General features: G+C 59.1%; 18 protein-coding genes and 1 tRNA gene. 7 read left to right on the top strand and 12 right to left on the bottom strand.

Going from position 1 to position 21259, the window contains the following annotated elements; all coding sequences use genetic code 11:
- Nucleotides 1-2: 2 nt before the first annotated feature.
- From EDC30_RS00390 to EDC30_RS00370, 5 genes are all read right to left on the bottom strand, one after another.
- Entirely contained in the window at nt 3-1607 is a 1605-nt protein-coding gene (locus EDC30_RS00390; protein WP_132256264.1) for a ShlB/FhaC/HecB family hemolysin secretion/activation protein, read from the bottom strand.
- A 419-nt stretch (nt 1608-2026) separates the two neighbouring features.
- A tRNA-Val gene (locus EDC30_RS00385) sits at nt 2027-2103 on the bottom strand.
- 60 nt (nt 2104-2163) lie between these two features.
- A complete protein-coding gene (gene otnI, locus EDC30_RS00380; protein WP_132256262.1) occupies nt 2164-2952 on the bottom strand; it encodes a 2-oxo-tetronate isomerase in 789 nt (262 codons plus the stop codon).
- 11 nt (nt 2953-2963) lie between these two features.
- Nucleotides 2964-5228, bottom strand: a complete 2265-nt coding sequence (locus tag EDC30_RS00375; protein WP_132256260.1) for a RelA/SpoT family protein — start codon at nt 5226-5228, stop codon at nt 2964-2966.
- Nucleotides 5229-5297: 69 nt separating this feature from the next.
- Nucleotides 5298-6164, bottom strand: coding sequence for an alpha/beta fold hydrolase (locus EDC30_RS00370; RefSeq protein ID WP_132256258.1), 867 nt, complete (start codon nt 6162-6164; stop codon nt 5298-5300).
- A 124-nt stretch (nt 6165-6288) separates the two neighbouring features.
- Between EDC30_RS00370 and EDC30_RS00365 the strand changes: the two genes are divergently transcribed.
- Nucleotides 6289-7083 carry a 3-hydroxybutyrate dehydrogenase gene (locus EDC30_RS00365; protein ID WP_132256256.1) on the top strand — a complete coding sequence of 265 codons (795 nt, stop codon included), beginning with the start codon at nt 6289-6291 and terminating at the stop codon, nt 7081-7083.
- 105 nt (nt 7084-7188) lie between these two features.
- On the opposite strand, the gene EDC30_RS00360 is transcribed toward EDC30_RS00365, so the two are convergent.
- Nucleotides 7189-8028 (bottom strand): alpha/beta fold hydrolase, encoded by an 840-nt coding sequence (locus EDC30_RS00360; protein WP_132256255.1) that lies wholly within the window; start codon nt 8026-8028, stop codon nt 7189-7191.
- A 217-nt stretch (nt 8029-8245) separates the two neighbouring features.
- Between EDC30_RS00360 and EDC30_RS00355 the strand changes: the two genes are divergently transcribed.
- From EDC30_RS00355 to EDC30_RS00345, 3 genes are all read left to right on the top strand, one after another.
- Nucleotides 8246-8878, top strand: coding sequence for a hypothetical protein (locus EDC30_RS00355; protein WP_132256253.1), 633 nt, complete (start codon nt 8246-8248; stop codon nt 8876-8878).
- Nucleotides 8879-8935: 57 nt separating this feature from the next.
- Nucleotides 8936-9937, top strand: coding sequence for an alpha/beta fold hydrolase (locus EDC30_RS00350; protein WP_132256252.1), 1002 nt, complete (start codon nt 8936-8938; stop codon nt 9935-9937).
- A gap of 149 nt (nt 9938-10086) precedes the next feature.
- The gene (locus tag EDC30_RS00345; RefSeq protein WP_132256250.1) at nt 10087-11085 is read left to right on the top strand and encodes a 3-oxoacyl-ACP synthase III family protein; all 999 of its coding nucleotides are present in this window, start codon (nt 10087-10089) and stop codon (nt 11083-11085) included.
- 135 nt (nt 11086-11220) lie between these two features.
- Here EDC30_RS00345 and EDC30_RS00340 read toward each other — a convergent pair whose 3' ends face one another.
- Both EDC30_RS00340 and EDC30_RS00335 read right to left on the bottom strand, forming a co-directional pair.
- Entirely contained in the window at nt 11221-11874 is a 654-nt protein-coding gene (locus tag EDC30_RS00340) for a CoA transferase subunit B (RefSeq protein WP_132256248.1), read from the bottom strand.
- Nucleotides 11875-11889: 15 nt separating this feature from the next.
- A complete protein-coding gene (locus EDC30_RS00335; RefSeq protein ID WP_132256246.1) occupies nt 11890-12588 on the bottom strand; it encodes a CoA transferase subunit A in 699 nt (232 codons plus the stop codon).
- Between the two features lie 184 nt (nt 12589-12772).
- Here EDC30_RS00335 and EDC30_RS00330 point away from each other — a divergent pair, with 184 nt between their 5' ends.
- The gene (locus tag EDC30_RS00330; protein ID WP_132256244.1) at nt 12773-13342 is read left to right on the top strand and encodes a LuxR C-terminal-related transcriptional regulator; all 570 of its coding nucleotides are present in this window, start codon (nt 12773-12775) and stop codon (nt 13340-13342) included.
- Here the strand turns inward: EDC30_RS00330 and EDC30_RS00325 are convergent.
- Together EDC30_RS00325 and EDC30_RS00320 are read right to left on the bottom strand one after the other, a co-directional pair.
- Complete coding sequence (locus tag EDC30_RS00325) at nt 13339-13743, bottom strand: acyl-CoA thioesterase (protein ID WP_243656589.1); 405 nt, start codon at nt 13741-13743, stop codon at nt 13339-13341. The two genes, EDC30_RS00330 and EDC30_RS00325, sit on opposite strands and share 4 nt — an antisense overlap.
- 37 nt (nt 13744-13780) lie before the next feature.
- On the bottom strand, nt 13781-14557 hold the full coding sequence (locus EDC30_RS00320; RefSeq protein WP_132256243.1) for an SDR family oxidoreductase: 777 nt from the start codon (nt 14555-14557) through the stop codon (nt 13781-13783).
- 146 nt (nt 14558-14703) lie between these two features.
- Here EDC30_RS00320 and EDC30_RS00315 point away from each other — a divergent pair, with 146 nt between their 5' ends.
- A complete protein-coding gene (locus EDC30_RS00315) occupies nt 14704-16383 on the top strand; it encodes an electron transfer flavoprotein-ubiquinone oxidoreductase (protein WP_132256241.1) in 1680 nt (559 codons plus the stop codon).
- Here EDC30_RS00315 and ispF read toward each other — a convergent pair whose 3' ends face one another.
- The gene (ispF, locus tag EDC30_RS00310) at nt 16384-16905 is read right to left on the bottom strand and encodes a 2-C-methyl-D-erythritol 2,4-cyclodiphosphate synthase (protein WP_132256239.1); all 522 of its coding nucleotides are present in this window, start codon (nt 16903-16905) and stop codon (nt 16384-16386) included.
- Complete coding sequence (ispD, locus tag EDC30_RS00305) at nt 16902-17600, bottom strand: 2-C-methyl-D-erythritol 4-phosphate cytidylyltransferase (protein ID WP_132256237.1); 699 nt, start codon at nt 17598-17600, stop codon at nt 16902-16904. Before ispD ends, ispF begins: the two co-directional genes overlap by 4 nt.
- 145 nt (nt 17601-17745) lie before the next feature.
- Here ispD and mfd point away from each other — a divergent pair, with 145 nt between their 5' ends.
- On the top strand, nt 17746-21204 hold the full coding sequence (gene mfd, locus EDC30_RS00300; protein ID WP_132256236.1) for a transcription-repair coupling factor: 3459 nt from the start codon (nt 17746-17748) through the stop codon (nt 21202-21204).
- Nucleotides 21205-21259 lie beyond the last annotated feature (55 nt).

Below are 21259 nucleotides of genomic sequence, written 5' to 3'. Positions count from 1 at the left end.
TCCTAGTACGCCAGGTTCATCTTGAAATGCAGACGATTGTCGCCAGCCGACGTGGTGCCGGCGCTGGCCATGGCATGACCGAGGTCCAGCTGCATTGCGAGATTTCTTTGGACGATGACGCGCATGCCGACGCCGATGCTGCTGATGTCGCTGCGCGCCAGCTCGCCCGGCAAAGCCTTGTTGCGGATGAGCCTGGCGCCATCGATGAATGCCAGTGCGCGGCACTGCGCGCCATTCGATGCCAGCTTGGCGCAGAGGTTGGGCGTGTAGATTTCGGCGCCGGCGTAGAAGCCCATGTCGTTGATGATTTCGCGCTCGCGGTAACCGCGCACCGAACTCGCGCCGCCGGCGCCGAACTGCTCGCCGGGCACCAGCGCATCCGCCGTAAGCTGGCCGTTGAACATTAGCCGCACTTGCCAGTCGCTGGCGAATGCACGGTTGACGCTGCCGCCGAGGCGCAGCATCTTGTACCAGGGCGAGGCGCCGAAACGGGCAAGATTGAAGTCTTGGCTGCTGCCGTTTTCGCCACCGCCGAGATTATGAATCGCGCTGACGTAGTAATTGATCGCACTTGAAGCGGGCGTCCAGGTGCCGGCATAGCTGAGGCTGAGCGGGCGTACCGTGACATCGCTGCCGAGCTGGAGCGGCACTCCGGGTATCTGCACATCGCTTTCAAAAGCCTTGTAATCGATGCCGTAGATGAGCTTGGCATCGTGTTCGCTCCGGCGCGCCAGCGTCTGGTTATAACGTGCGCCCAGCACCGTGCCGCGTCCGCTGATGTTCAGATTCACCAGACCTGCCGCCACCGTGCCGGAATTCACATCGGAATAGCTGCCGAACAGGTCGATCGAGTCTCCCAATCCGTACAGCGGAATGTGATAGCCGACGCCGTACACGCTCACCTGGTTCGGCTTTTCGATCGTCGTCTGGTATTGCAGGCTCAGAATATGATCGAGCCCTGCGACGTTCGCGTGCTGAAACGATACGCCGATGTTATGGCTACCGGTGGCAGGCTGGCCGGCATTGTCCACATTCATGCCGACGGTCCATGGCTTCTCATCCTTGACCTTCAACACTGCGTTCACCAGGCCTTCCTGCTCACTGCCTTGCAGGTTCAGCGTGGTTTTCTTCGCCGGACTTTCGTTCGCCATGCGCAGGCTCGCCGACACATCGTCGATCGCCGGCACTTCCCCCTCGCGCAAACCAGGCAGGCTGCGGCGGATATTGGCGGCGTCAAAGAACTTGTTTCCCTCTACCTTGACGTTACCGATGCGCGTCTCGACGACGCGCAGGCGCACCACGCCCTGGTTGAGCTCCTGCTCCGGCAGCACGACCTGCACCAGCTTGTAACCGTGCTGGTGATAGGCCGCCTCCAGCGCTTCGAGAGCACGCTGCACGTGACCGAAGTCGCGCGACTTGCCGGCGTACGGCGCCAGCAGCTCACGCATCGCGTCCGGCTTAAGAAGCGTATTGCCTTCGACTTCAAAGCGCGAAATCTCGAATCGGCCAATCGGATTGCCTGCCGTAACAGCTGAATCAGTCGCGTGCGCGATGGTCGCGGCGGACAGAATCGCTCCAAAAATAAAACCACTAGACGGATATTTCATTGTCGATCACTAATTGGTGAATAGCCGGGAAATGTGGGCGCGATCGGTGGCGGCGAACTGCGGAAGCAGGGAGGAGAAGTCGCGACAAGTCAACACGGCACCAACAGGCAATCTAAAAATTCGTTACTTCGTTATTGCTTCCAAAACCAATGCCGAATTCCCTCTACTCGAATGGCAATAGCAATTTTGCATGAATAAGAGCGTGAATAGAGGCAATGATTGCGTTTCGGTAATGTTAAGTATTTACTTGAATTGGAGCAAATAAAATGCTTGCCTGGAATGTCAATAATGGTTACGGATGACCGAACAGCGACGGTGCTGGAAGAATACGATGATAGGAAATATGAGCGAAGAAAAGAAAAAGCCGACTGCTGACAGTCGGCTTTTCGGAACAGCTTTTGGATTACATCCAAATTCGTTGGTAGGCACGATTGGACTCGAACCAACGACCCCTACCATGTCAAGGTAGTGCTCTAACCAGCTGAGCTACGCGCCTAAAGAAGCAAAGATTATAGCCACATTTTTGCATTTAGGCTAGGGCCTCATACAAAATTTACTATTCCCTCTGTCGCCGCCATGCGCGAAGCCACTCCAGCCCGGCAGAAGTATCGCCGCGCGGCCGGTATTCGCACCCTACCCAGCCGGCATACCCAAGCTCATCCATCAACTCGAACAGATAGGGATAATTAATCTCCCCAATATCGGGCTCGTGGCGCTGCGGCACGCCGGCAATCTGGATATGACCGATGCCAGCGATATCACGGCGCAAGGTGGCCGCCAGGTCGCCTTCGACGATCTGGCAGTGATACAGGTCGCATTGCACCATTATGTTCGCCGCGCCTATTTCATGGCGGATGGCGTGCGCCTCGGCCTGGTGGTTGAGAAAATATCCGGGCATGTCGCGCGGATTGATCGGCTCGATCAATACCGTCATCCCCGCTCCGGCCGCAACGCGCGCCGCATGCGCAAGATTGGATAAATACACCTCCCGCTGCCGCGCCCGCTCGACACCGGGCTGCAGCAATCCCGCCATCACGTGCACGCGCCTGTTACCCAGCACGCCGGCATACTCCAGCGCAAGGTCGAAACCACAACGAAATTCCTCTTCGCGCCCGGGCAAGGAAGCAATCCCCCGTTCTCCCGCCGCCCAGTCGCCCGGCGGCGCATTGAACAGCACCTGCGTCAGGTTCGCGGCATCCAGCCTTGCCCTGATGTCGACGGCAGAAAAATCATAGGGAAACAGGAATTCGACGCCCCGAAAGCCGTCTGCGGCCGCTGCCGCAAAACGGTCGAGAAATGCATGCTCGTTGTACATCAGGGCCAGGTTGGCGGCGAATTGCGGCATGGCTCCCTCGATTATTTGCGGCGCGCGTCCACCACGCCCTTGACCTCGCTGATGATCTTCAGCGCGCGGTTCAATTGTTCGGTCGAGGCGATTTCAGCGGTGAACGACATGCGCGCCTGCCCCTTGACGCTTTGCGTGGCCACGCCAATGACATTGATCTTTTCACGCATGAGGATATCGGAGATATCCCGCAGCAGGCCTTGCCGGTCCTGCGCGATGATGAAGATATCCACCGGATACACCGTTTCCTTGCCGGTCTCGCCCCAGGTCGTCTGGATTACCCGTTCCGGCGCGTGCGCGATCATCTCGGCAAAGTTCTTGCAATTGGTGCGATGGATCGACACGCCCTTGCCGCGCGTGATGAAGCCGACGATCTCGTCCGGCGGCGCCGGCTTGCAGCACTTGGCCAGCTGCGTCATCAAGCCCGCCGTGCCGACCACCAGGACTCCTGACTGCGCGCCCTGCACCACGCTCGACGCGCGGCTCTTGCGCGGCACCACCGCCGCGTCGGGGTTCGCCGGCGCCTGCTTGGCTGCCTCGCCCTCGTGCAAGGCCTGCTCCACGATACGCAGGCTGAAGGTTTCCTTGCCGACCGCCAGGAACAAATCATCCGGCTTGGCAAAGCCCAGCTTGTGCGCCAGTTCTTCCAGGTTGACCGCAGTCTTGCCCTCGCGCTGCAAGGTCTTTTCAATTATCCCGCGCCCGGTGGCCAGCGTGTTCTGCTGGTCGAGCGCATTGAACCATGCCCTCACCTTGGAACGCGTGCGCGGGCTGGCGGCGTAGCCCGGGCTCAGCCAGTCGCGCGAAGGCCCGGCCGACGCCGCGCTGCCGCCCTTGGCGGTGATGATTTCCACCGTCTGGCCATTCTTCAGCGGCGTATTCAGCGGCACCATGGCGCCATCGACACGCGCGCCGCGGCAACGATGGCCGACATCGCTGTGCAGATAATAGGCAAAGTCGATCGGCGTGCCCCCTCTGGGCAATTCGATCACGCGGGCCTGCGGCGTCAACACGTAGATGCGGTCATCCAGGCTGGCCGACTTGAGCTTTTCAACCCATTCGCGCCGGCCCTCCTCGTGCCCCATCACCGTGTCGGCAACCTCGCTTTTCCACGCCAGCAGCTGACGCAGCCAGGCGATTTTTTCATCGTACTTTTTCTTCGCCGAGAAATTCGAGCTGCCGACTTCCTTGTAGCGCCAGTGCGCCGCCACGCCGTATTCGGCGAAATGGTGCATCTCGCGCGTGCGGATCTGCACTTCGAGCGCACGGCCGTCTTCCGCCGTCACCACCGTGTGCAGCGATTGATAGCCATTGGATTTGGGTCGGGCGATATAGTCGTCGAACTCTTCCGGAATCGGCGTCCAGATATGGTGCACGATGCCCAGCACCGCATAGCAGGTCTTCACATCCTCGACTATCACGCGAAAAGCGCGCACATCGTACAGCTCGGAAAAGTCGAGCGACTTGCCCTTCATCTTGTTCCAAATGCTATAGATATGCTTGGGCCGACCAGTCACCTCGGCCTCGATGCCGGCATCGGCCATTTCCGCCTTCAGGCGCGCGATCGCATTGGCGACGAACGCTTCGCGGCCGATGCGTTTTTCCTCCAGCATCTTGGCAATGCGCTTGTACGCTTCCGGCTCGATGAAACGGAAAGACAGGTCTTCCAGCTCCCATTTCAATTGCCAGATGCCGAGCCGGTTCGCCAGCGGCGCATACAGGTCGAGCGAAGTGCGGCCGTATTCGCGAGTCCGCTCGTTGTTCAATTTCTGTTCGGCGAAATAGCGCAAGGTCGTCACCCGCGATGCCAGCCTGACCAGCACCACCCGCATATCGGTGGCCATGGCGAGCAGCATCTTGCGCAAGGTTTCCAGGTGGATCGCGGCTTGTTGCTGCGCATTCTTGCCTTTGGCAGCGGCGTCAGCCTGTTCGAATGTAACTTCATGCAACCGCATCAATTGCCGGATACCGGTCACCAGGTCGGCGATCTCCTTGCCAAAGCGGGGCTCGATTTTTTCCGCTTCGGCAGGGGCGATTGCCGGCAATTCGAACAGCAGCGCGGCGATGCGGGTATCGGCGTCGATTTCCAGATTGGCCAGGATGCCGGCGACCGTCAATGCATACTCGAAGGCATCCTGCCCTTTGCCGGTATTCTGCCCGGCATAAAACGGCTGCACGAAGTCAATCGCTTCGCGCACGCGCACGGACTCTTCGGCGCTCAAGCCGGCCAGCACCAGATCGTGTGCGGAATGTTCGGCGGCTGCGACGGAAACCATGAATCCTGCCTTGAAAAATCGTGCCGGCCATTGCAGCCGGCACCTCGATCAGATTACCAGATCAGACCATCAATCCAGCAAAAAGTCTTTGATTACCGAAATCTGGTCGTCATGCATCAGGGTCGGCGCATGGCCGACGCCTTCGAACTCTACCAGCTTGGCGCGCGGGCCGCGCTGCGTCATGGCCTGCGCCGTTTCCGTCATCAGCAGACCGGACTGGGCGCCGCGAATCAGCAAGGTCGGTGCCTGGATGGCATCGTAGGCTTGCCACAAGATGGATTCGGATGCCTCGACATTATTGAAGTAGGCATCCTTGAACGGCGAAGCGAGCCTGATGTCATAGTGGCGGGTCCATTGGCCGTCATCCAGCTGGCGCAGCACGCTCCTGGCCATCTTGTTCCATTCGGCATCGGTATGCGGGCCGAACGGCACGGAAATCGCGCGGATATAGGTTTCGGCGTCTTCATAGCTCGACCAGCGCAAATCCTGGCCAATGTAGTCGGCGATGCTGACCAGCGACGTCATGTCGAGCGCCGGGCCGACGTCGTTCAACACCAGCTTGCGGATCGGATTGCCCGGCAAGGAAGCCAGCGGCATGGCGATCAGGCCGCCCATGGACGTGCCGATCCAGTCGACTTTCTCGACATCGAGCCGCGCCAGCACGGTCATCATGTCGCTCATGTACTGAGGAATGACGTAGTACGCCGGGTTGCGCAGCCAGTCGGAACGGCCGCGACCGACGACATCCGGGCAAATCACGCGATATTTATCGCACAGGGCTGCCGCGATATTGTCGAAATCATCAGAAACTCGCGTCACGCCATGGACGCAAACCAGCACATTCGGATTGGTCGGATCGCCCCATTCCTTGTAGACCATCTTGTGCAGGCCGGCGGGAGAGATGCATTGAACGCTTTTAATCTGGGGCTGAGTCATCTTGAAATCATTCTAAGAAATATGGACAACAGTCAACATTTTAATGCCGGATAAGATTAAAATCCTAGCTCCGCCATTCTTTGGCCGTAATTTATTTTTATAAGACATATACGAAGAGGACAACATGCAAGGCAAGACGCTCCAAGGTAAAACCGCCCTCGTTACCGGGTCGACCTCCGGCATCGGTTTGGGTATCGCCCGTTCGCTGGCAGAAGCGGGTGCCAATATCGTATTCAACGGCTTTGGCGACCAGAAGGAAATCGAAGCCTTGCAGCAATCCGTCGCCAAGGAATTCGGCGTGCAAACCGCATACCACAACGCCGACATGTCCAAAGCATCGGAGATCGAAGCGCTCATGAAGTTCGCTGCCGAAAAATTCGGCATGGTCGACGTGCTCGTCAATAATGCCGGCATTCAGCATGTCGCCAACGTGGAAGATTTCCCGGTCGAGAAATGGGATGCCATCATCGCCATTAACCTGACTTCGGCTTTCCACACTACCCGCCTGGCACTGCCGGCAATGAAAGCCAAGAACTGGGGCCGCATCATCAATATCGCCTCGGTGCACGGCCTGGTCGGTTCCGCGCAAAAATCCGCTTACGTCGCCGCCAAGCATGGCATCGTCGGCCTGACCAAGGTCTCGGCTCTGGAAAACGCCCAGACCGGTGTCACCGTCAACGCCATCTGCCCGGGCTGGGTCCTGACCCCGCTGGTGCAAAAACAGGTGGACGCACGCGCCGCCGCCAACAACCAGACCAACGATGAAGCCAAGCGCCAGCTGCTGCTGGAAAAACAGCCTTCCGGCGAATTCGTCACCCCGGAACAGCTCGGCAGCCTGGCCGTCTACCTGTGCAGCGATGCCGCCAGCCAGATGCGCGGCATGTCGCTGAACGTCGATGGCGGCTGGGTCGCGCAGTAATTCCCTGCCCTGACTCCGGCGCGCTGCGGTGCGCCGGTCAAATAAAAATCGCGCAAGCTTTACGGCATTGCGCGATTTTTATTTCTGTCGGGCGTTTTACCGTTCCTATTCGCCGGCCAGGAAATCCAGCACGATGCCGATCTGGTCGCCGGACATCAGCGGCGGCGCATGGCCGATTCCCTCGAAAACATGGCTGCGCGCATTCGGATTCCGCCGCAACATTTCTTCCAGCGTTTCCTGCGTCAGGATACCGGATTCCGAACCGCGCAGGATCAGCACCGGAATATCGATCTTTTCCCACAGGTCCCACACCTGAAAATCCTCATGCAGATTGCGGAAGCTCTCGCGGATGTTCGGGTCGTAAGCCAGACGTAGATCGCCTTCCGGCGTCAGGCGCGAACCGATGCGCGCCAAGTGACGCCATTGGTCATCCGTGAGATTGCCGAATTTCGGATACAGCACGCGCAAGTGCGCCTCGACTTCAGCATGATTGCGGAAACGCTCGTCCTTGCCAACATACTCGGCGATCATCTGCAAGCCTTCCTTGGCAATGAAAGGCCCGACATCGTTCAAGACCAGCCGCTTGATCGGATGATTTTTTCGTGTCGCCAGATAAATGCCCATCAGGCCACCCATCGACGTGCCGACCCAGTCAACCTTTTCCGCGCCGACGCGAGCCAGCAAGGCTGCCGCATCCGCCACGTACTGGTCAAACCAGTAGTATTGCGGATCGATCCAGTCGCTCTTGCCGCGCCCGACGACATCGGGACAGATCACGCGGTAGTGATCTTCACATGCCTTGGCAAACCCGTCGAAATAACGGCTGTTCAAGGTCAGGCCATGCGCGCAGACGATCACATCGCGATTGGCTTGATCTCCCCATTCGGTATAAGCCAGGCGATGAAAACCTGCCTGTCCAAGGCTGGAAAAATAATGCTGTCTCAATGTGCCCTCCTGCACGCAGTCACGTCATACCGACCAAATGTTTCCTTATATCACTATTTTTTAGTGGAGAATGTTAAAAAACATGACATGTCAACCTCTGCATGGAGAGGAATGTCACTTGGTAAATTCACGATGATTCAAGTAAACTATCGCGCACTCAAATGCCAGCTTTAGCAAGCCGGCATCCGGCATGATTCATTACCCAATTGGAGATCCCATGGCTGACCAATCCATCGACATCCGCAAGCGCGCGATGGAACATTTCAAGCAACAGAAAGAATTCAGCCCGGAGGCCCAGACCCGCATCTGTTTGTTCCTGCAAGGCGTCAAGAGTATCAATGCCACGATCCTGACGCGCGTGGAATTTCAGCCGATGGAATGGGTACCCTACAAGTTCCTGCACAATCAGTGCTTCAAGGAAGTCGAACTGACGACATTGCTCGGAAAATCCACGGCATGGAGCAGCAATCCGATGGTATTCTTCGCCGCCACCCAGCTGAATCTATCGCTGTGGCAGGAAACCGGCGCCGCGCGTTTCATGGGCGGCTTCATCAAGGTCGACCGCAATTTTTATGAATACCTGGCGTTGTCGCATGCCTTCCTGTCAGTCATCCGCATCCTGCCGCTGCTATCGGTGCAAACCAACCTGAATACGCCATTCTTCTCTGCGCTCAAGGAAGTCGAGGAGGAGAACGGTCGCCAGATCCAGACCCAGATCCGCCTGCTGAAAGACATGGCCATCGACCTCTCGCAGGACGAAAAGGAACAGATCATCGAGGCGCAAAGGCAGGTCGTGGAACGCCTGTTTCTGCGCCTGCTGGCCGAGATCACCGCAACCGAAGCCGCCTGACAAGCCGCGCATATAAAGTCGAACCTGCAGCCCAAGCCGAACCAACTGGAACCCGCCATGCCCGTTTTTCACTACAAGAATTCCGAGATCTATTACGACTTGTTCGGCAATGAAGGCGATCCGGTCATCACCCTCGTCAATGGCCTGTCGATGCGTACCTCGCACTGGGCGCCCTACTTCAAGATGCTGCCTGAGAAAGGCGTGCGCGTCCTGGCCTATGACATGCTGGGCCAGGGCTTTTCCAGCAAGCCGATCCTGGGCGTGGATTTCGACGACCATGCGACCATGCTGCATGCGCTGCACCAGCATCTCGGCATCGAGCAGCCTTACGTGATGGGCATTTCCTTCGGCGGCGTGGTGGTGCTGCGCTACGCCATGATGTATCCGGATGCCCTGAAAGGCTTGCTGCCGGTGTCGACCTTCTCCGAACTCGACCCGCTGCTCACCTGCCATGCTTCGAACCTGTATGTTTCGATGGCGCGCGTCGGCTTCGAGTTCTATCTCGACCTGCTCATGCCGCTGAACTTCACCAACGAATGGCTGGCGAAAAACCGCGAGCTGCTTGCCGTCGTCAAGCGGGTGGGCAGCAGCAGCAATGAGATCTACGGCATCCAGAACCTCATGGAATCGCTGCGCAATTTCACGAGCATCACGCCGGAACTGGCGAAGATCAAGGTGCCGACGCTGGTGCTGAACGGCGAATTCGATGCCCTGACCCCGCGCCACCTGCACGACATCATTCGTGCCAATACGCCGAATTCGCGCATGATGATTGTGCCGAAGATGTCGCATGCCTTTACACTGGAAATCCCGGAGCTGACCTCGCGCATCTTTGCCGAATTCATCGCGCAGGTGGAAAGCGGAGCCTGGCAAGGCGACCAGACGGTGTGGATCGCCAACGAAGATGCGAATGCTCCTGAATTGGCTTATCAATGCCCGGGCGACCATCTGCGCCTGATGCCGCAACTGACTCACGAACCGACCACGAAGATCAAGCGTGCCAGCTGGTCCGGCCGCGCAGTACGCGCAACCAAGAAGCCGAAGGCCGTCAAGGCCTGATACACGCCATCCTGGCTTGAAATGGCGAGATGACGCTGACCCGCTAGCCGGGTTAGCCCGTTGCGCAACACGTCTGGCTCTGCCGCTTGTAGCAGCCTGGCGTGTATGTCATTATTCCCTCACAACAACAACCTGAGAGGGGACAAGACATGCCGCGTATCGCCAATATCATCTCTACCGCGCACTACCTGCCCGCACACAAAATCACCAATGCCGAGCTCAATGAGCGCTTCACCGCGCTAGGAAAACCGGATGTCATCGGCAAGTTTGCGGAAAGCACCGGCATTACCCAGCGCTTTTACGCTCCTGACGACTGGTCCACGTCGGACCTGGCGGTTCCTGCCGCGCTCGAAGCGCTCAAGCGTGCCGGCCGCAGACCGGCCGACGTCGATCTGATCATCCTCGGCACCGATTCGCCAGATTACATCACCCCGGCGACTTCGGTCGTCGTCCAACACAAGATCGGCGCGAAGAATGCCGGCACGTTTGACGTCGGCTGCGCCTGCGCGTCTTTCCCGACAGCGCTCACCATCGCCTCCGGCATTATCGCCACCAACCCGGGCATCAGGACGATCCTGGTCATCGGCGCCTACATGATGCATCGCCTGGCTGACCCGGGCGACCCGACGATCTTCTTCTACGGCGACGGCGCTGGCGCAGCCGTGATCGAAGCGAAGGAGAAGCCCGGATTCATCGGTTCGGCCATGCAGGCCGACGGCGAATATGCAGAATCCTGGGGGATTTTCGCGGGTGGCACCAAGGAACCGGCCAGCGAACAGTCAATCAGGGATGGCCGCACCAAGGTACGCCTGGTCAAACGCTATCCGCCCGAAATCAATGACGTTGGCTGGCCCAAGCTATTCAATCGCCTGCTTGCGGAAAACAATCTCACCGCGGAAGAAGTCGACCAGGTCATCTTCACGCAAGTGCGCAAGCCCACCATCGAACTGGCAGCAAAGAATTGCGGTGTGCCGATCGAAAAATGCCACATGATCATGGATAAATGGGGCTACACCGGGTCGGCTTGCATCCCGATGGCGCTCGACGACGCCATCAGCCTGGGCAAGGTCAAGTCCGGCGACCTGGTGGTGATGATCGGTTCCGGCGTCGGTTACAACCAGGCGGCCTGCGCGTTCCGCATGTCCTGAGCCATCCGCTTATCGTTCTGCCTCCTGAAGCGCCAGAGAACCGTCAGCAATCGAAGCCTGCTCCCAAGAACTGAATAGCCAATAAAAAACGGCGTCTGTTTCCAGACGCCGTTTTCTTTTACAGGGTGATACGACTTAAGCCACTCCGCTCATGTCGAGCTTCGGCTCGGTCTGTTCCTGGATCTGCTCCTTGGTCACGCCAGGAGCCAGTTCCACCAGCTTCAGGCCGTTCGGGGTAACGTCGATCACGCCGAGATCGGTGATGATGCGGTTGACCACCTTCACGCCGGTCAGCGGCAGGTTGCACTTGTTCAGGATCTTCTTGGAGATGCTGCCGTCCTTGCTCTTGGCGACATGCTCCATCAGCACCACGACACGGCCGACGCCGGCCACCAGATCCATCGCGCCGCCCATGCCCTTGACCATCTTACCCGGGATCATCCAGTTGGCCAGGTCACCTTCTTCGGACACTTGCATTGCGCCGAGAATAGCGATGTTGATCTTGCCGCCGCGGATCATGGCAAACGAATCCGCCGAGCTGAAGAAGGCCGAGCCTTTCAGCGTGGTGACGGTTTGCTTGCCGGCGTTGATCAGGTCAGCGTCGACTTCATCTTCGGTCGGGAACGGGCCGATGCCCAGCAAGCCGTTTTCCGACTGCAGCCAGACTTCCATGTCGCTCGGCACATAGTTGGCCACCAGGGTCGGCAAGCCGATGCCCAGGTTGACGTAGAAACCATCCTGCAATTCTTTTGCCGCGCGTGCGGCCATTTCATCACGAGTCCATGCCATGTTCATTCTCCCCTGTTACTTTGCACGCGTGGTGCGTTGCTCGATGCGTTTTTCCGGCGTCGCATTGACCACGATGCGGTGCACGAACACGCTGGGAGTATGGATTTCGTCCGGATCGAGTTCGCCGGTTTCAACCAGTTGCTCGACTTCGACGATGGTGATCTTGCCGGCCATCGCGACGTTCGGGTTGAAGTTGCGAGCGGTCTTGCGGAACACCAGGTTGCCGGCCTTATCGGCCTTCCAGGCCTTGACCAGGGAAACGTCGGCCACCAGCGAACGCTCCATGACGTATTGCTGGCCGTCGAATTCGCGGATTTCCTTGCCGTCGGCGACGATGGTGCCCACGCCGGTCTTGGTGAAGAAAGCCGGGATGCCGGCGCCGCCTGCACGCAGCTTTTCAGCCAGGGTGCCTTGCGGAGTGAATTCCAGTTCGAGTTCGCCGGACAGGTACTGGCGTTCGAATTCCTTGTTTTCACCGACGTACGACGAGATCATTTTCTTGATCTGGCGAGTCGTCAGCAATTGGCCCAGGCCGAAGCCGTCGACACCCGCGTTATTCGAAATCGCGGTCAGGTTCTTGACGCCTGAATCACGCAGCGCTGCGATCAGCGCCTCGGGAATGCCGCACAAGCCGAAGCCGCCTACGGCGATCGTTTGGCCATCCTTGACAACGCCGGCCAGTGCGGTGGCAGCGTCGGGATAAACTTTTTTCATACTCCCCTCATCTCTCCAAAGTGGAACCGTTACTACTGCTAAATGACGCGCAATAATCTGATATTAATAGACACAAGGCGCACCATAGCAAGCTCTCCAGCATATGATGCCCCCGAGGACTGTACAATACCGTAAAAATACCTTATGTTCACGCCTGAATACCAACATCATTTATGATGGCTTCATGAGCATACCGCCAGCGATCGATTACGAAAACATATTTCTGCGTTCTCCGGTAGGCATGTGCGTCAGCCAGAACCGCATTATCCAGGCATGCAACGAAGCCCTGGCCAAGATGTTCGGCTATGCGCGTGAAGACCTGATCGGAAAATCCTTGCTTGTCCTGTATCCGACGCCGGATGAATTCGAGCGCACCGGTCAGCGCATCACGCCCATCATGAACGCCAAGGGTTCCTATTCCGACGAACGCATCATGAAGCGCGCCAACCAGGAAATGTTCTGGTGCCACGTCATTGGCCGCTCGCTCGTGCCGAATGACCCGCACGCCGCCGGCATCTGGACTTTCGAGGATTTAAGCGCCAAGCGGCCGGTCACCGCCGAGCTGACGCCGCGCGAGCGCGAAATCGCCGCCCTGCTGGTCGAAGGCAAGACAAGCAAGCTAATCGCGCGCCAAATCGGGCTTAGCCCGCGCACCGTGGAAATGCACCGGGCCAAGCTGATGCGCAAGTTTTCTGCGGCGACGTCCAGCGAACTGGTGCACCGCCTGGTGGGCGTGACCTCTAACGAGCACTAACCCTCGATCACGGCCCGCAAGCTTTGCGGCAGCGGCACGGATTTGCCTGCCGCGTAATCCACCCACACGATTTTTGCGGCGCCATCGGCGACCAGCACTTCAGGCTGGTCTGCGCGACGGATTTCCACGAAGGTTTCAAAACTGGATCGCCCCGGCGCACCGGCAAAGGTTTTCACTTCCACTTCACCGGGATATTTCAACTGCTGCCGGAAGTTGCAATGGGTGTTGACGACGACCGGCCCTTGTCCGCCGCTTTCCATCGGAATTCCGCAGGATTCCATCCACTCCACCCGCGCCTGCTCCATGAAGCGGAAAAACACCGTGTTGTTGACATGACCGAATGCGTCCATGTCCCCCCAGCGGATCGGTATGCGTGTCGTATGTTCCAGTTTCTTTTCCATGATTCTCCGTTTCTTTTTTAACCTTGCGTCAACGTAGTTATTGCACGCTGAAGCCATCATCGGCAGCGATAATGGCGCCATTGATGAATTGCGATTCCTCGGACGCCAGCAGCAGCAACAAGCCATCGAGATATTCCGGCTGGCCGACGCGCTTGCGCGGCAACATGTCAAGCACCTTGAGTCCTGCATCGCTGGCAAAGAATTCTGCATTGAATTCGGTACTGATATAGCCGGGGCAAATGGCGTTGACATTAATCCCGCAACGTCCCCATTCGGCGGCCATCGCCTTGGTCATGTGCACCATGGCGGCCTTGCTCATGCTATAGATACCGATCTGCGGCACCACGCGCAACGCGGCCACCGACGAAATATTGATGATACGGTGCGGACATTGCGCGTCGCCCTTGGCGCGCGCAATCATGCGCTTGGCCACTTCCTGCGCCACGAAAAACGCCCCGCGCAGGTTGGTGTCCATGACGAAGGCATAATCGTCCGGCGTCACTTCGGCCAGCGGCTGACTGGTCGCCACGCCCGAATTATTGACCAGGATATCGATCGAACCAGCTTCTGTTTCGGCATGGGCAATCGCCGATTTGATGCTGGCATAGTCGGTCACATCCAATGGCACCACATAGGCGGCGCCACCGTCGGCTTCGATTTCGGCCCGCAATTCCTTCAGGCGGTCAATCCGGCGCGAGGCCAGCACCACTTGCGCGCCCGCACGGGCCAGGACTTTTGCAAAGCGCGTTCCCAGACCGCTGGAGGCGCCCGTCACCAGCGCGATCTTTCCTTCGAAGTTCATTTCGACGCCCATGATGCCTCCTGTTTTTATCGACTGTGCCAAGACGCTATCTTTACATGAAAGCGTCCGAATCAATGCAGGAAATCTAGCATTCTCACGTAAAATCCCCGACAATTAGCACAACCGTTCGATTATTCAAATTTTTGGGAGAGACAATCATGCAAACGGCAAGCCAGGATCTGGTCGCGCAATACGGCCCGCGCGAGGCCATGGAATACGATGTGGTGGTTGTCGGTGGCGGCCCGGCCGGCTTGTCCGCGGCGATTCGCCTCAAGCAGCTTGCCGAGCAAAAAGGCCAGGAAGTCTCGGTCTGCGTGCTCGAAAAAGGCAGCGAACTCGGCGCCCATATCCTCTCCGGCGCGGTCATGGACCCAATTGCCATCAACGAGCTCTTCCCCGACTGGAAAGAACGCGGCGCCCCGCTGAATACGCCGGTCTCGGAAGACCGCTTCCTCTTCCTCTCCGAAAAGAAAGCCATCAAAACGCCCAATTGGCTCTTGCCTGCGTGCTTCCAGAACCATGGCAATTATGTGATTTCGCTGGCCAACGTGGTGCGCTGGCTGGGCCAACAAGCCGAAGCCCTTGGTGTGGAAATCTTCCCTGGCTTTCCGGCTGCCGAAATCCTGTACCACGACGATGGCGCGGTCAAGGGTGTCGCCACCGGCAACATGGGCGTGGACCGCGAGGGCAATCCCACCGCCAACTTCCAACTCGGCATGGAATTGCATGCCAAATACACCTTCTTTGCCGAGGGGGCGCGCGGCCACCTGGGCAAGCAGCTCATGGCCAAGTACGACCTCAATGCCGGGCGGGACCCGCAAACCTATGGCATCGGCATCAAGGAATTGTGGGAAATCGATCCTGCCAAACACCAGCCAGGCCTGGTCATCCATACCGCCGGCTGGCCGCTGGACAACGATACCTATGGTGGCTCCTTCCTGTATCACCTGGAAAACAACCAGGTCGCCGTGGGCTATGTCGTCGGCCTGGCATACCAGAATCCCTATCTGTCACCCTTCGAGGAATTCCAGCGCTACAAGACCCACCCGGAAATCCGCACCTTCTTTGAAGGCGGCAAGCGCCTGTCCTATGGCGCCCGTGCGATTACCGCAGGCGGCCTGCAGTCGCTGCCCAAGCTGGTGTTCCCGGGTGGGGCGCTGATCGGTTGCGATGCGGGTTTCCTGAATGCGTCCCGCATCAAGGGCAGCCATGCCGCCATGAAAACCGGCATGCTGGCGGCGGAAGCGGCGTTTGCGGCCCTGGCAGCGGGACGCCAACAGGATGAACTGGCAGCTTATCCGCAAGCTTTTGAACAGTCGTGGCTGCACGAAGAGCTGCACAAGGCACGCAACTTCAAGCCAGCCATGAGCAAGGGTCTGGTCACCGGCACGCTGATGGTAGGCATCGACCAGATTCTCTTTGGTGGCAAGGCACCGTGGACGCTGCACCATACCCATGCCGACCATGAATGCCTGAAGCCGGCTTCGGCATTCCAGCCGATCGATTACCCGAAGCCGGATAACAAGCTGACCTTCGATCGCCTGTCGTCGGTGTTCATTTCCAACACTAACCATGCCGAAGATCAGCCGGTGCATTTGACGCTGAAGAATCCGGCCGTGCCGGTCGAGGTCAACCTGGCGACCTATGCCGGGCCGGAGCAGCGCTATTGCCCGGCCGGCGTGTATGAATTCGTCAAGACCGAGGAAGGCAAGGACCGCTTGCAGATCAATGCGCAGAACTGCGTGCACTGCAAGACCTGCGATATCAAGGACCCGACCCAGAATATCGTCTGGGTGACGCCCGAAGGCGGTGGCGGACCGAACTATCCGAATATGTAATCAGCCGACAGCCGCCTGGTAGATCAATGCCACGGCTTCGGCGGCAATCCCCTCTTCGCGGCCCAGGTAGCCAAGCTTCTCATTGGTCTTGGCCTTGATATTCACCCGTGCCGCCGGCACGCCCAGGTCTTCTGCGACGTGCGCCGCCATCTGCGGAATATGCGGCGCCATCTTGGGTTTCTGAGCGATGATCGTCGCATCGATATTGCCGATCAGGTAGCCCGCCGCGCGCACGCGCTGGCAGGCTTCACGCAGGAGCACCCGCGAATCGGCGCCAAAAAATTTGGCATCGGTATCCGGAAAGTGCCGGCCGATATCGCCAAGGCCGGCGGCGCCGAGAATGGCATCGGTAATCGCGTGCAGCAGCACGTCGGCATCCGAATGGCCGAGCAAGCCGGTCGTGTGCGGAATGGTGACGCCGCCGATGATCAGCTTGCGCCCTTCAACCAGGGCATGGCAATCGTATCCCTGGCCGATACGAAATGGCGGAAAACCATCCGGGGTATTCTGGTTCAGCTTCATGACATTCCTTTCAATAGCAATTCGGCCAGGGCGATATCCTGCGGCAGGGTGACCTTGAAGTTGCGCACGCTGCCTTCGACCAGACGCGGCGCCAGACCCAGCGCTTCGATCGCGCTGGCTTCATCCGTCACCTCCGCCACCTCTTCAAGCGCGCGGCGCAGCAAGGCATAGCGGAACATTTGCGGCGTTTGCGCGCCCCACAACCCTGCGCGCGGCACCGTTTCCGCCACGCGCGCATCAGTATCGTCACGCTTCAGCGTATCGACCACCGGCAGCGCCAGCAAGCCGCCGACCGGATCGTCCCGCAATGCCGCGATCAGCTTGCCGATCAAGGATTCGCTCAATCCCGGCCGCGCGGCATCGTGCACAAGCACCCAGTCATCGTCTCGGAGTTGCTGACGAATCTGTTGCAGGCCATTCAATACCGATTCATGACGGGTAGCGCCGCCATGTCGCAGCACGGTGACCCGACCCGTCAGCGCGGAAGAAGCGGCAATGACCTCATCGATATAGGCATCTTCGGCGCTGACGACGACAAAGCAATGCGCGATGGCGGGCGACGCGGCGAAAGTCTCGAGCACGTGCAATAACATCGGCTTGCCGGCCAGCGGCAGGTATTGCTTGGGACAATTCGCGCCGAGGCGCGCCCCGACGCCAGCGGCGGGAACGAGAGCGAAGTAACGGGAATCAACCATCTAGCTGAGCGGAAAAATTGAGAAATGATACCGCAGGCCGGCGGGAAGCCATCGTTTATAACGTTTATAATCCTGAAATGATCACGCCGAGCCAAACCGCATCATCTGCGCTTTGGCCGTTTTGTCTTTGTGCGACGCCATTTGCATGCCTTTCGACCTGAATAAATCCCTCCCCAAGCCAGGCCACCGCTTTGTCCTGCCAGCCGTGCACGGTTCCGCCGATTCCTGGGCGCTGGCCCAGGCTGCCATAGAACTGCGCAGGCAGAACCGCATGCTGGCGGTGGTGGTAGCCAACGCCACCGATGCCCAGCGCTTGCTGGCGGAAATCCGCTGGTTCAGCGCGAGTGAAGAGAGCGACACTGTTGCGCCCTTGCGCTGCCACCTGCTGCCGGACTGGGAAACCCTGCCCTACGACGCTTTTTCGCCGCATCAGGACCTGGTGTCCGAGCGGCTGGCGACCCTGCACGAAATCCGCAGCGGTCAATGCGATGTGATGATCGTGCCGGCGACGACGGCCCTGCTGCGCATGGCGCCGCCCTCCTTCCTTGCCGCCTATACCTTCTTTTTCAAGCAGGGTGAAACGCTCGACGAAGCCAAGCTGAAGTCGCAACTGACTCTAGCCGGCTACTCGCACGTCGCGCAAGTCATGTCGCCGGGCGAATATTCCGTGCGCGGCGGCCTGATCGACCTGTTCCCGATGGGCTCGGCCCTGCCCTACCGGCTTGATCTGTTCGGCGATACGATCGAGACAATCCGTACCTTCGATGCCGATACCCAGCGCTCGCTGTATCCGGTCAGGGAAGTGAGATTGCTGCCGGGCCGGGAGTTCCCGATGGACGAAGCGGCGCGCACGGCATTTCGCGGCCGCTGGCGCGAGGTTTTCGAAGGCGATCCGTCGCGTTCGACGATTTACAAGGACATTGGCAACGGCATTGCGTCGGCCGGCATCGAGTATTACCTGCCGCTGTTTTTCGAGCATACCGCCACGCTGTTCGAGTATCTGCCGGAGGATTCGGCCTTTGCCATGGTGGGCGACATCGATGCCGCCATCAAGCGATTCTGGAGCGATACCAACTCGCGCTATAAATTCCTGAAAGCGGACCGCGAACGCCCGCTGCTGGAGCCGGAAAAACTCTTCCTCACCGATGAGGATTTTTTCACCCTGGTCAAGCTGCACGGCCGCTGGGTGATCCAGTCCGATCCCGGCCCATCCGAACTCTCCGCGCCGCTGCCGGACATTGCCGTGAACCGGCGCCTGGATGACCCGATCACCAATCTGCGCTCCTTCCTGCTGCAAACCGACAAGCGCGTGCTGATCTGCGCCGATTCGGGTGGACGCCGTGAAACGCTGTTGCAGTATTTCCGCGAGCATGATCTGACGCTGCCGGCCAGCGACAACTATGCCGATTTCCTCACGTCCTCAGAAAAGCTGATGCTGGGCGTGGCGCCCCTGCAGGCCGGATTCCAGTTGCTGGCTGACGGCGCCAACCTCGCATTCGTCACTGAAACCGAACTGTATGCCGGCACGGCCCGGCGCGCCGGCCGCAGGAAGAATGAAAGCGTTACCCAAGTCGAAGCCATGGTGCGCGACTTGTCGGAACTGAAGATCGGTGACCCCGTGGTGCACGTCAACCACGGCATCGGACGCTACATGGGCCTGGTCAGCATGGACATGGGTGATGGCGAGACTGAGTTCCTGCACCTGGAATACGCCAAGGAATCCAAGCTGTATGTGCCGGTGTCGCAATTGCACGTGATCTCGCGCTATTCCGGCGCGTCACCGGAAGACGCGCCGCTGCATGCGCTTGGCTCCGGCCAGTGGGAAAAGGCGCGCAAGAAAGCTGCCCAGCAAATCCGCGACACGGCCGCTGAACTGTTGAACCTGTATGCCCGCCGTGCTTCGCGCCAGGGTCATGCCTTCGAGTATTCGGCGCACGATTACGAAGCCTTCGCGGAAAGCTTCGGCTTTGAAGAAACGCCGGACCAGGCTGCCGCCATCAATGCCGTCATCACGGACATGACCTCCGGCAAACCGATGGACCGCCTGATTTGCGGCGACGTCGGCTTCGGCAAGACCGAAGTGGCCTTGCGTGCGGCCTTCGTCGCCGTCATGGGCGGCAAGCAGGTAGCGCTGCTGGCCCCCACTACCCTGCTGGCGGAACAGCACGCGCAAAACTTCGCCGACCGCTTCGCAGATTGGCCGGTGAAGATTGCCGAGCTATCGCGCTTCAGAAGCACCAAGGAAATCAACCAGGCCGTCAAGGGCATGGCCGAAGGCACCATCGATATCGCCATCGGCACCCACAAGCTGCTGTCATCCGATATGAAGTTCGCGCGCCTGGGACTGGTCATCATCGACGAGGAACATCGTTTCGGCGTGCGCCAGAAGGAAGCGCTGAAATCTCTGCGCGCGGAAGTCGATGTGCTCACGCTCACCGCCACGCCGATCCCGCGCACGCTGGGCATGGCGCTGGAAGGCTTGCGTGACTTCTCCGTCATCGCTACCGCGCCGCAAAAGCGCCTGGCGATCAAGACGTTCGTGCGCAGCGAAAGCGATTCGGTTATCCGTGAAGCCTGCCTGCGCGAATTGAAACGTGGCGGACAGGTGTACTTCCTGCACAATGAAGTCGAGACCATCGAAAACCGCCGCGCCATGCTGACCGAGCTGCTGCCGGAAGCGCGCATCGCCGTCGCCCACGGCCAGATGCACGAGCGCGACCTGGAAAAAGTCATGCGCGACTTCGTCAGCCAGCGCTACAACATCCTCTTGTGCACCACCATCATCGAGACCGGCATTGACGTGCCGACCGCCAACACCATCGTCATGCACCGCGCCGACAAGTTCGGCCTGGCACAATTGCACCAGTTGCGTGGGCGCGTCGGCCGTTCGCATCACCAGGCCTATGCGTACCTGCTAGTCAATGACGTGCAAGGCTTGAGCAAGCAGGCGCAGCGCCGCCTCGATGCGATCCAGCAGATGGAAGAACTCGGCAGCGGCTTTTACCTGGCCATGCATGACCTGGAAATCCGTGGCGCCGGCGAAGTGCTAGGGGAAAATCAGTCCGGCGAAATGGTCGAGATCGGTTTCCAGTTGTATTCCGACATGCTGAATGAAGCCGTACGCTCTCTCAAGAACGGCAAGGAGCCGGACCTGGCCGCGCCGCTGGCTACCACCACCGAGATCAACCTCCACGTGCCGGCGCTGATGCCAGCCGATTACTGCGGCGACGTGCAGGAACGCCTGTCGATCTACAAACGCCTTGCCAACTGCAATTCCGCCGAAGGCATCGATGAGTTGCAGGAAGAGTTGATCGACCGTTTCGGCAAGATGCCGGACTCGGTGAAAGCCCTGCTGGAAACGCACCGGCTGCGCGTGACAGCGCGTCCGATCGGCATCGTCAAGATCGATGCGCATGCGGAATCGGCCGTGCTGCAGTTCGAACCGAACCCGCCGATCGATGCGATGAAGATCATTAGCCTGATCCAGAAGAACCGCCACATCAAGTTGCACGGGCAGGATAAACTACGCATCACGGCCAGCATGCCCGACCTGGCCGCGCGGGTGAACCAGGTCAAGTCGACGATCCGGGCGCTGCTGGCATGAGTCCCGCGCCCTCTGCCGCCTGCCCAGCCGATGACGCATCCGCTATGAAATACCC

Origin of the sequence: Paucimonas lemoignei (assembly GCF_004342585.1) — a bacterium.
Classification (GTDB): domain Bacteria; phylum Pseudomonadota; class Gammaproteobacteria; order Burkholderiales; family Burkholderiaceae_D; genus Paucimonas; species Paucimonas lemoignei.
This window is presented reverse-complemented; position numbering and strand designations above follow the sequence as displayed.

Bases quoted from the DNA above. Each gene is read 5' to 3' on its own strand.
- mfd (WP_132256236.1), top strand. From the start codon at position 17,746: ATGCCTTTCGACCTGAATAAATCCCTCCCCAAGCCAGGCCACCGCTTT.
- EDC30_RS00370 (WP_132256258.1), bottom strand. From the start codon at position 6,164: ATGACTCAGCCCCAGATTAAAAGCGTTCAATGCATCTCTCCCGCCGGC.
- EDC30_RS00340 (WP_132256248.1), bottom strand. From the start codon at position 11,874: ATGGCATGGACTCGTGATGAAATGGCCGCACGCGCGGCAAAAGAATTG.
- EDC30_RS00320 (WP_132256243.1), bottom strand. From the start codon at position 14,557: ATGGGCGTCGAAATGAACTTCGAAGGAAAGATCGCGCTGGTGACGGGC.
- EDC30_RS00345 (WP_132256250.1), top strand. From the start codon at position 10,087: ATGCCGCGTATCGCCAATATCATCTCTACCGCGCACTACCTGCCCGCA.
- ispD (WP_132256237.1), bottom strand. From the start codon at position 17,600: ATGGTTGATTCCCGTTACTTCGCTCTCGTTCCCGCCGCTGGCGTCGGG.
- EDC30_RS00335 (WP_132256246.1), bottom strand. From the start codon at position 12,588: ATGAAAAAAGTTTATCCCGACGCTGCCACCGCACTGGCCGGCGTTGTC.
- EDC30_RS00325 (WP_243656589.1), bottom strand. From the start codon at position 13,743: ATGGAAAAGAAACTGGAACATACGACACGCATACCGATCCGCTGGGGG.
- EDC30_RS00365 (WP_132256256.1), top strand. From the start codon at position 6,289: ATGCAAGGCAAGACGCTCCAAGGTAAAACCGCCCTCGTTACCGGGTCG.
- EDC30_RS00375 (WP_132256260.1), bottom strand. From the start codon at position 5,228: ATGGTTTCCGTCGCAGCCGCCGAACATTCCGCACACGATCTGGTGCTG.
- EDC30_RS00350 (WP_132256252.1), top strand. From the start codon at position 8,936: ATGCCCGTTTTTCACTACAAGAATTCCGAGATCTATTACGACTTGTTC.
- EDC30_RS00330 (WP_132256244.1), top strand. From the start codon at position 12,773: ATGAGCATACCGCCAGCGATCGATTACGAAAACATATTTCTGCGTTCT.
- EDC30_RS00390 (WP_132256264.1), bottom strand. From the start codon at position 1,607: ATGAAATATCCGTCTAGTGGTTTTATTTTTGGAGCGATTCTGTCCGCC.
- ispF (WP_132256239.1), bottom strand. From the start codon at position 16,905: ATGAAGCTGAACCAGAATACCCCGGATGGTTTTCCGCCATTTCGTATC.
- EDC30_RS00315 (WP_132256241.1), top strand. From the start codon at position 14,704: ATGCAAACGGCAAGCCAGGATCTGGTCGCGCAATACGGCCCGCGCGAG.
- EDC30_RS00355 (WP_132256253.1), top strand. From the start codon at position 8,246: ATGGCTGACCAATCCATCGACATCCGCAAGCGCGCGATGGAACATTTC.
- otnI (WP_132256262.1), bottom strand. From the start codon at position 2,952: ATGCCGCAATTCGCCGCCAACCTGGCCCTGATGTACAACGAGCATGCA.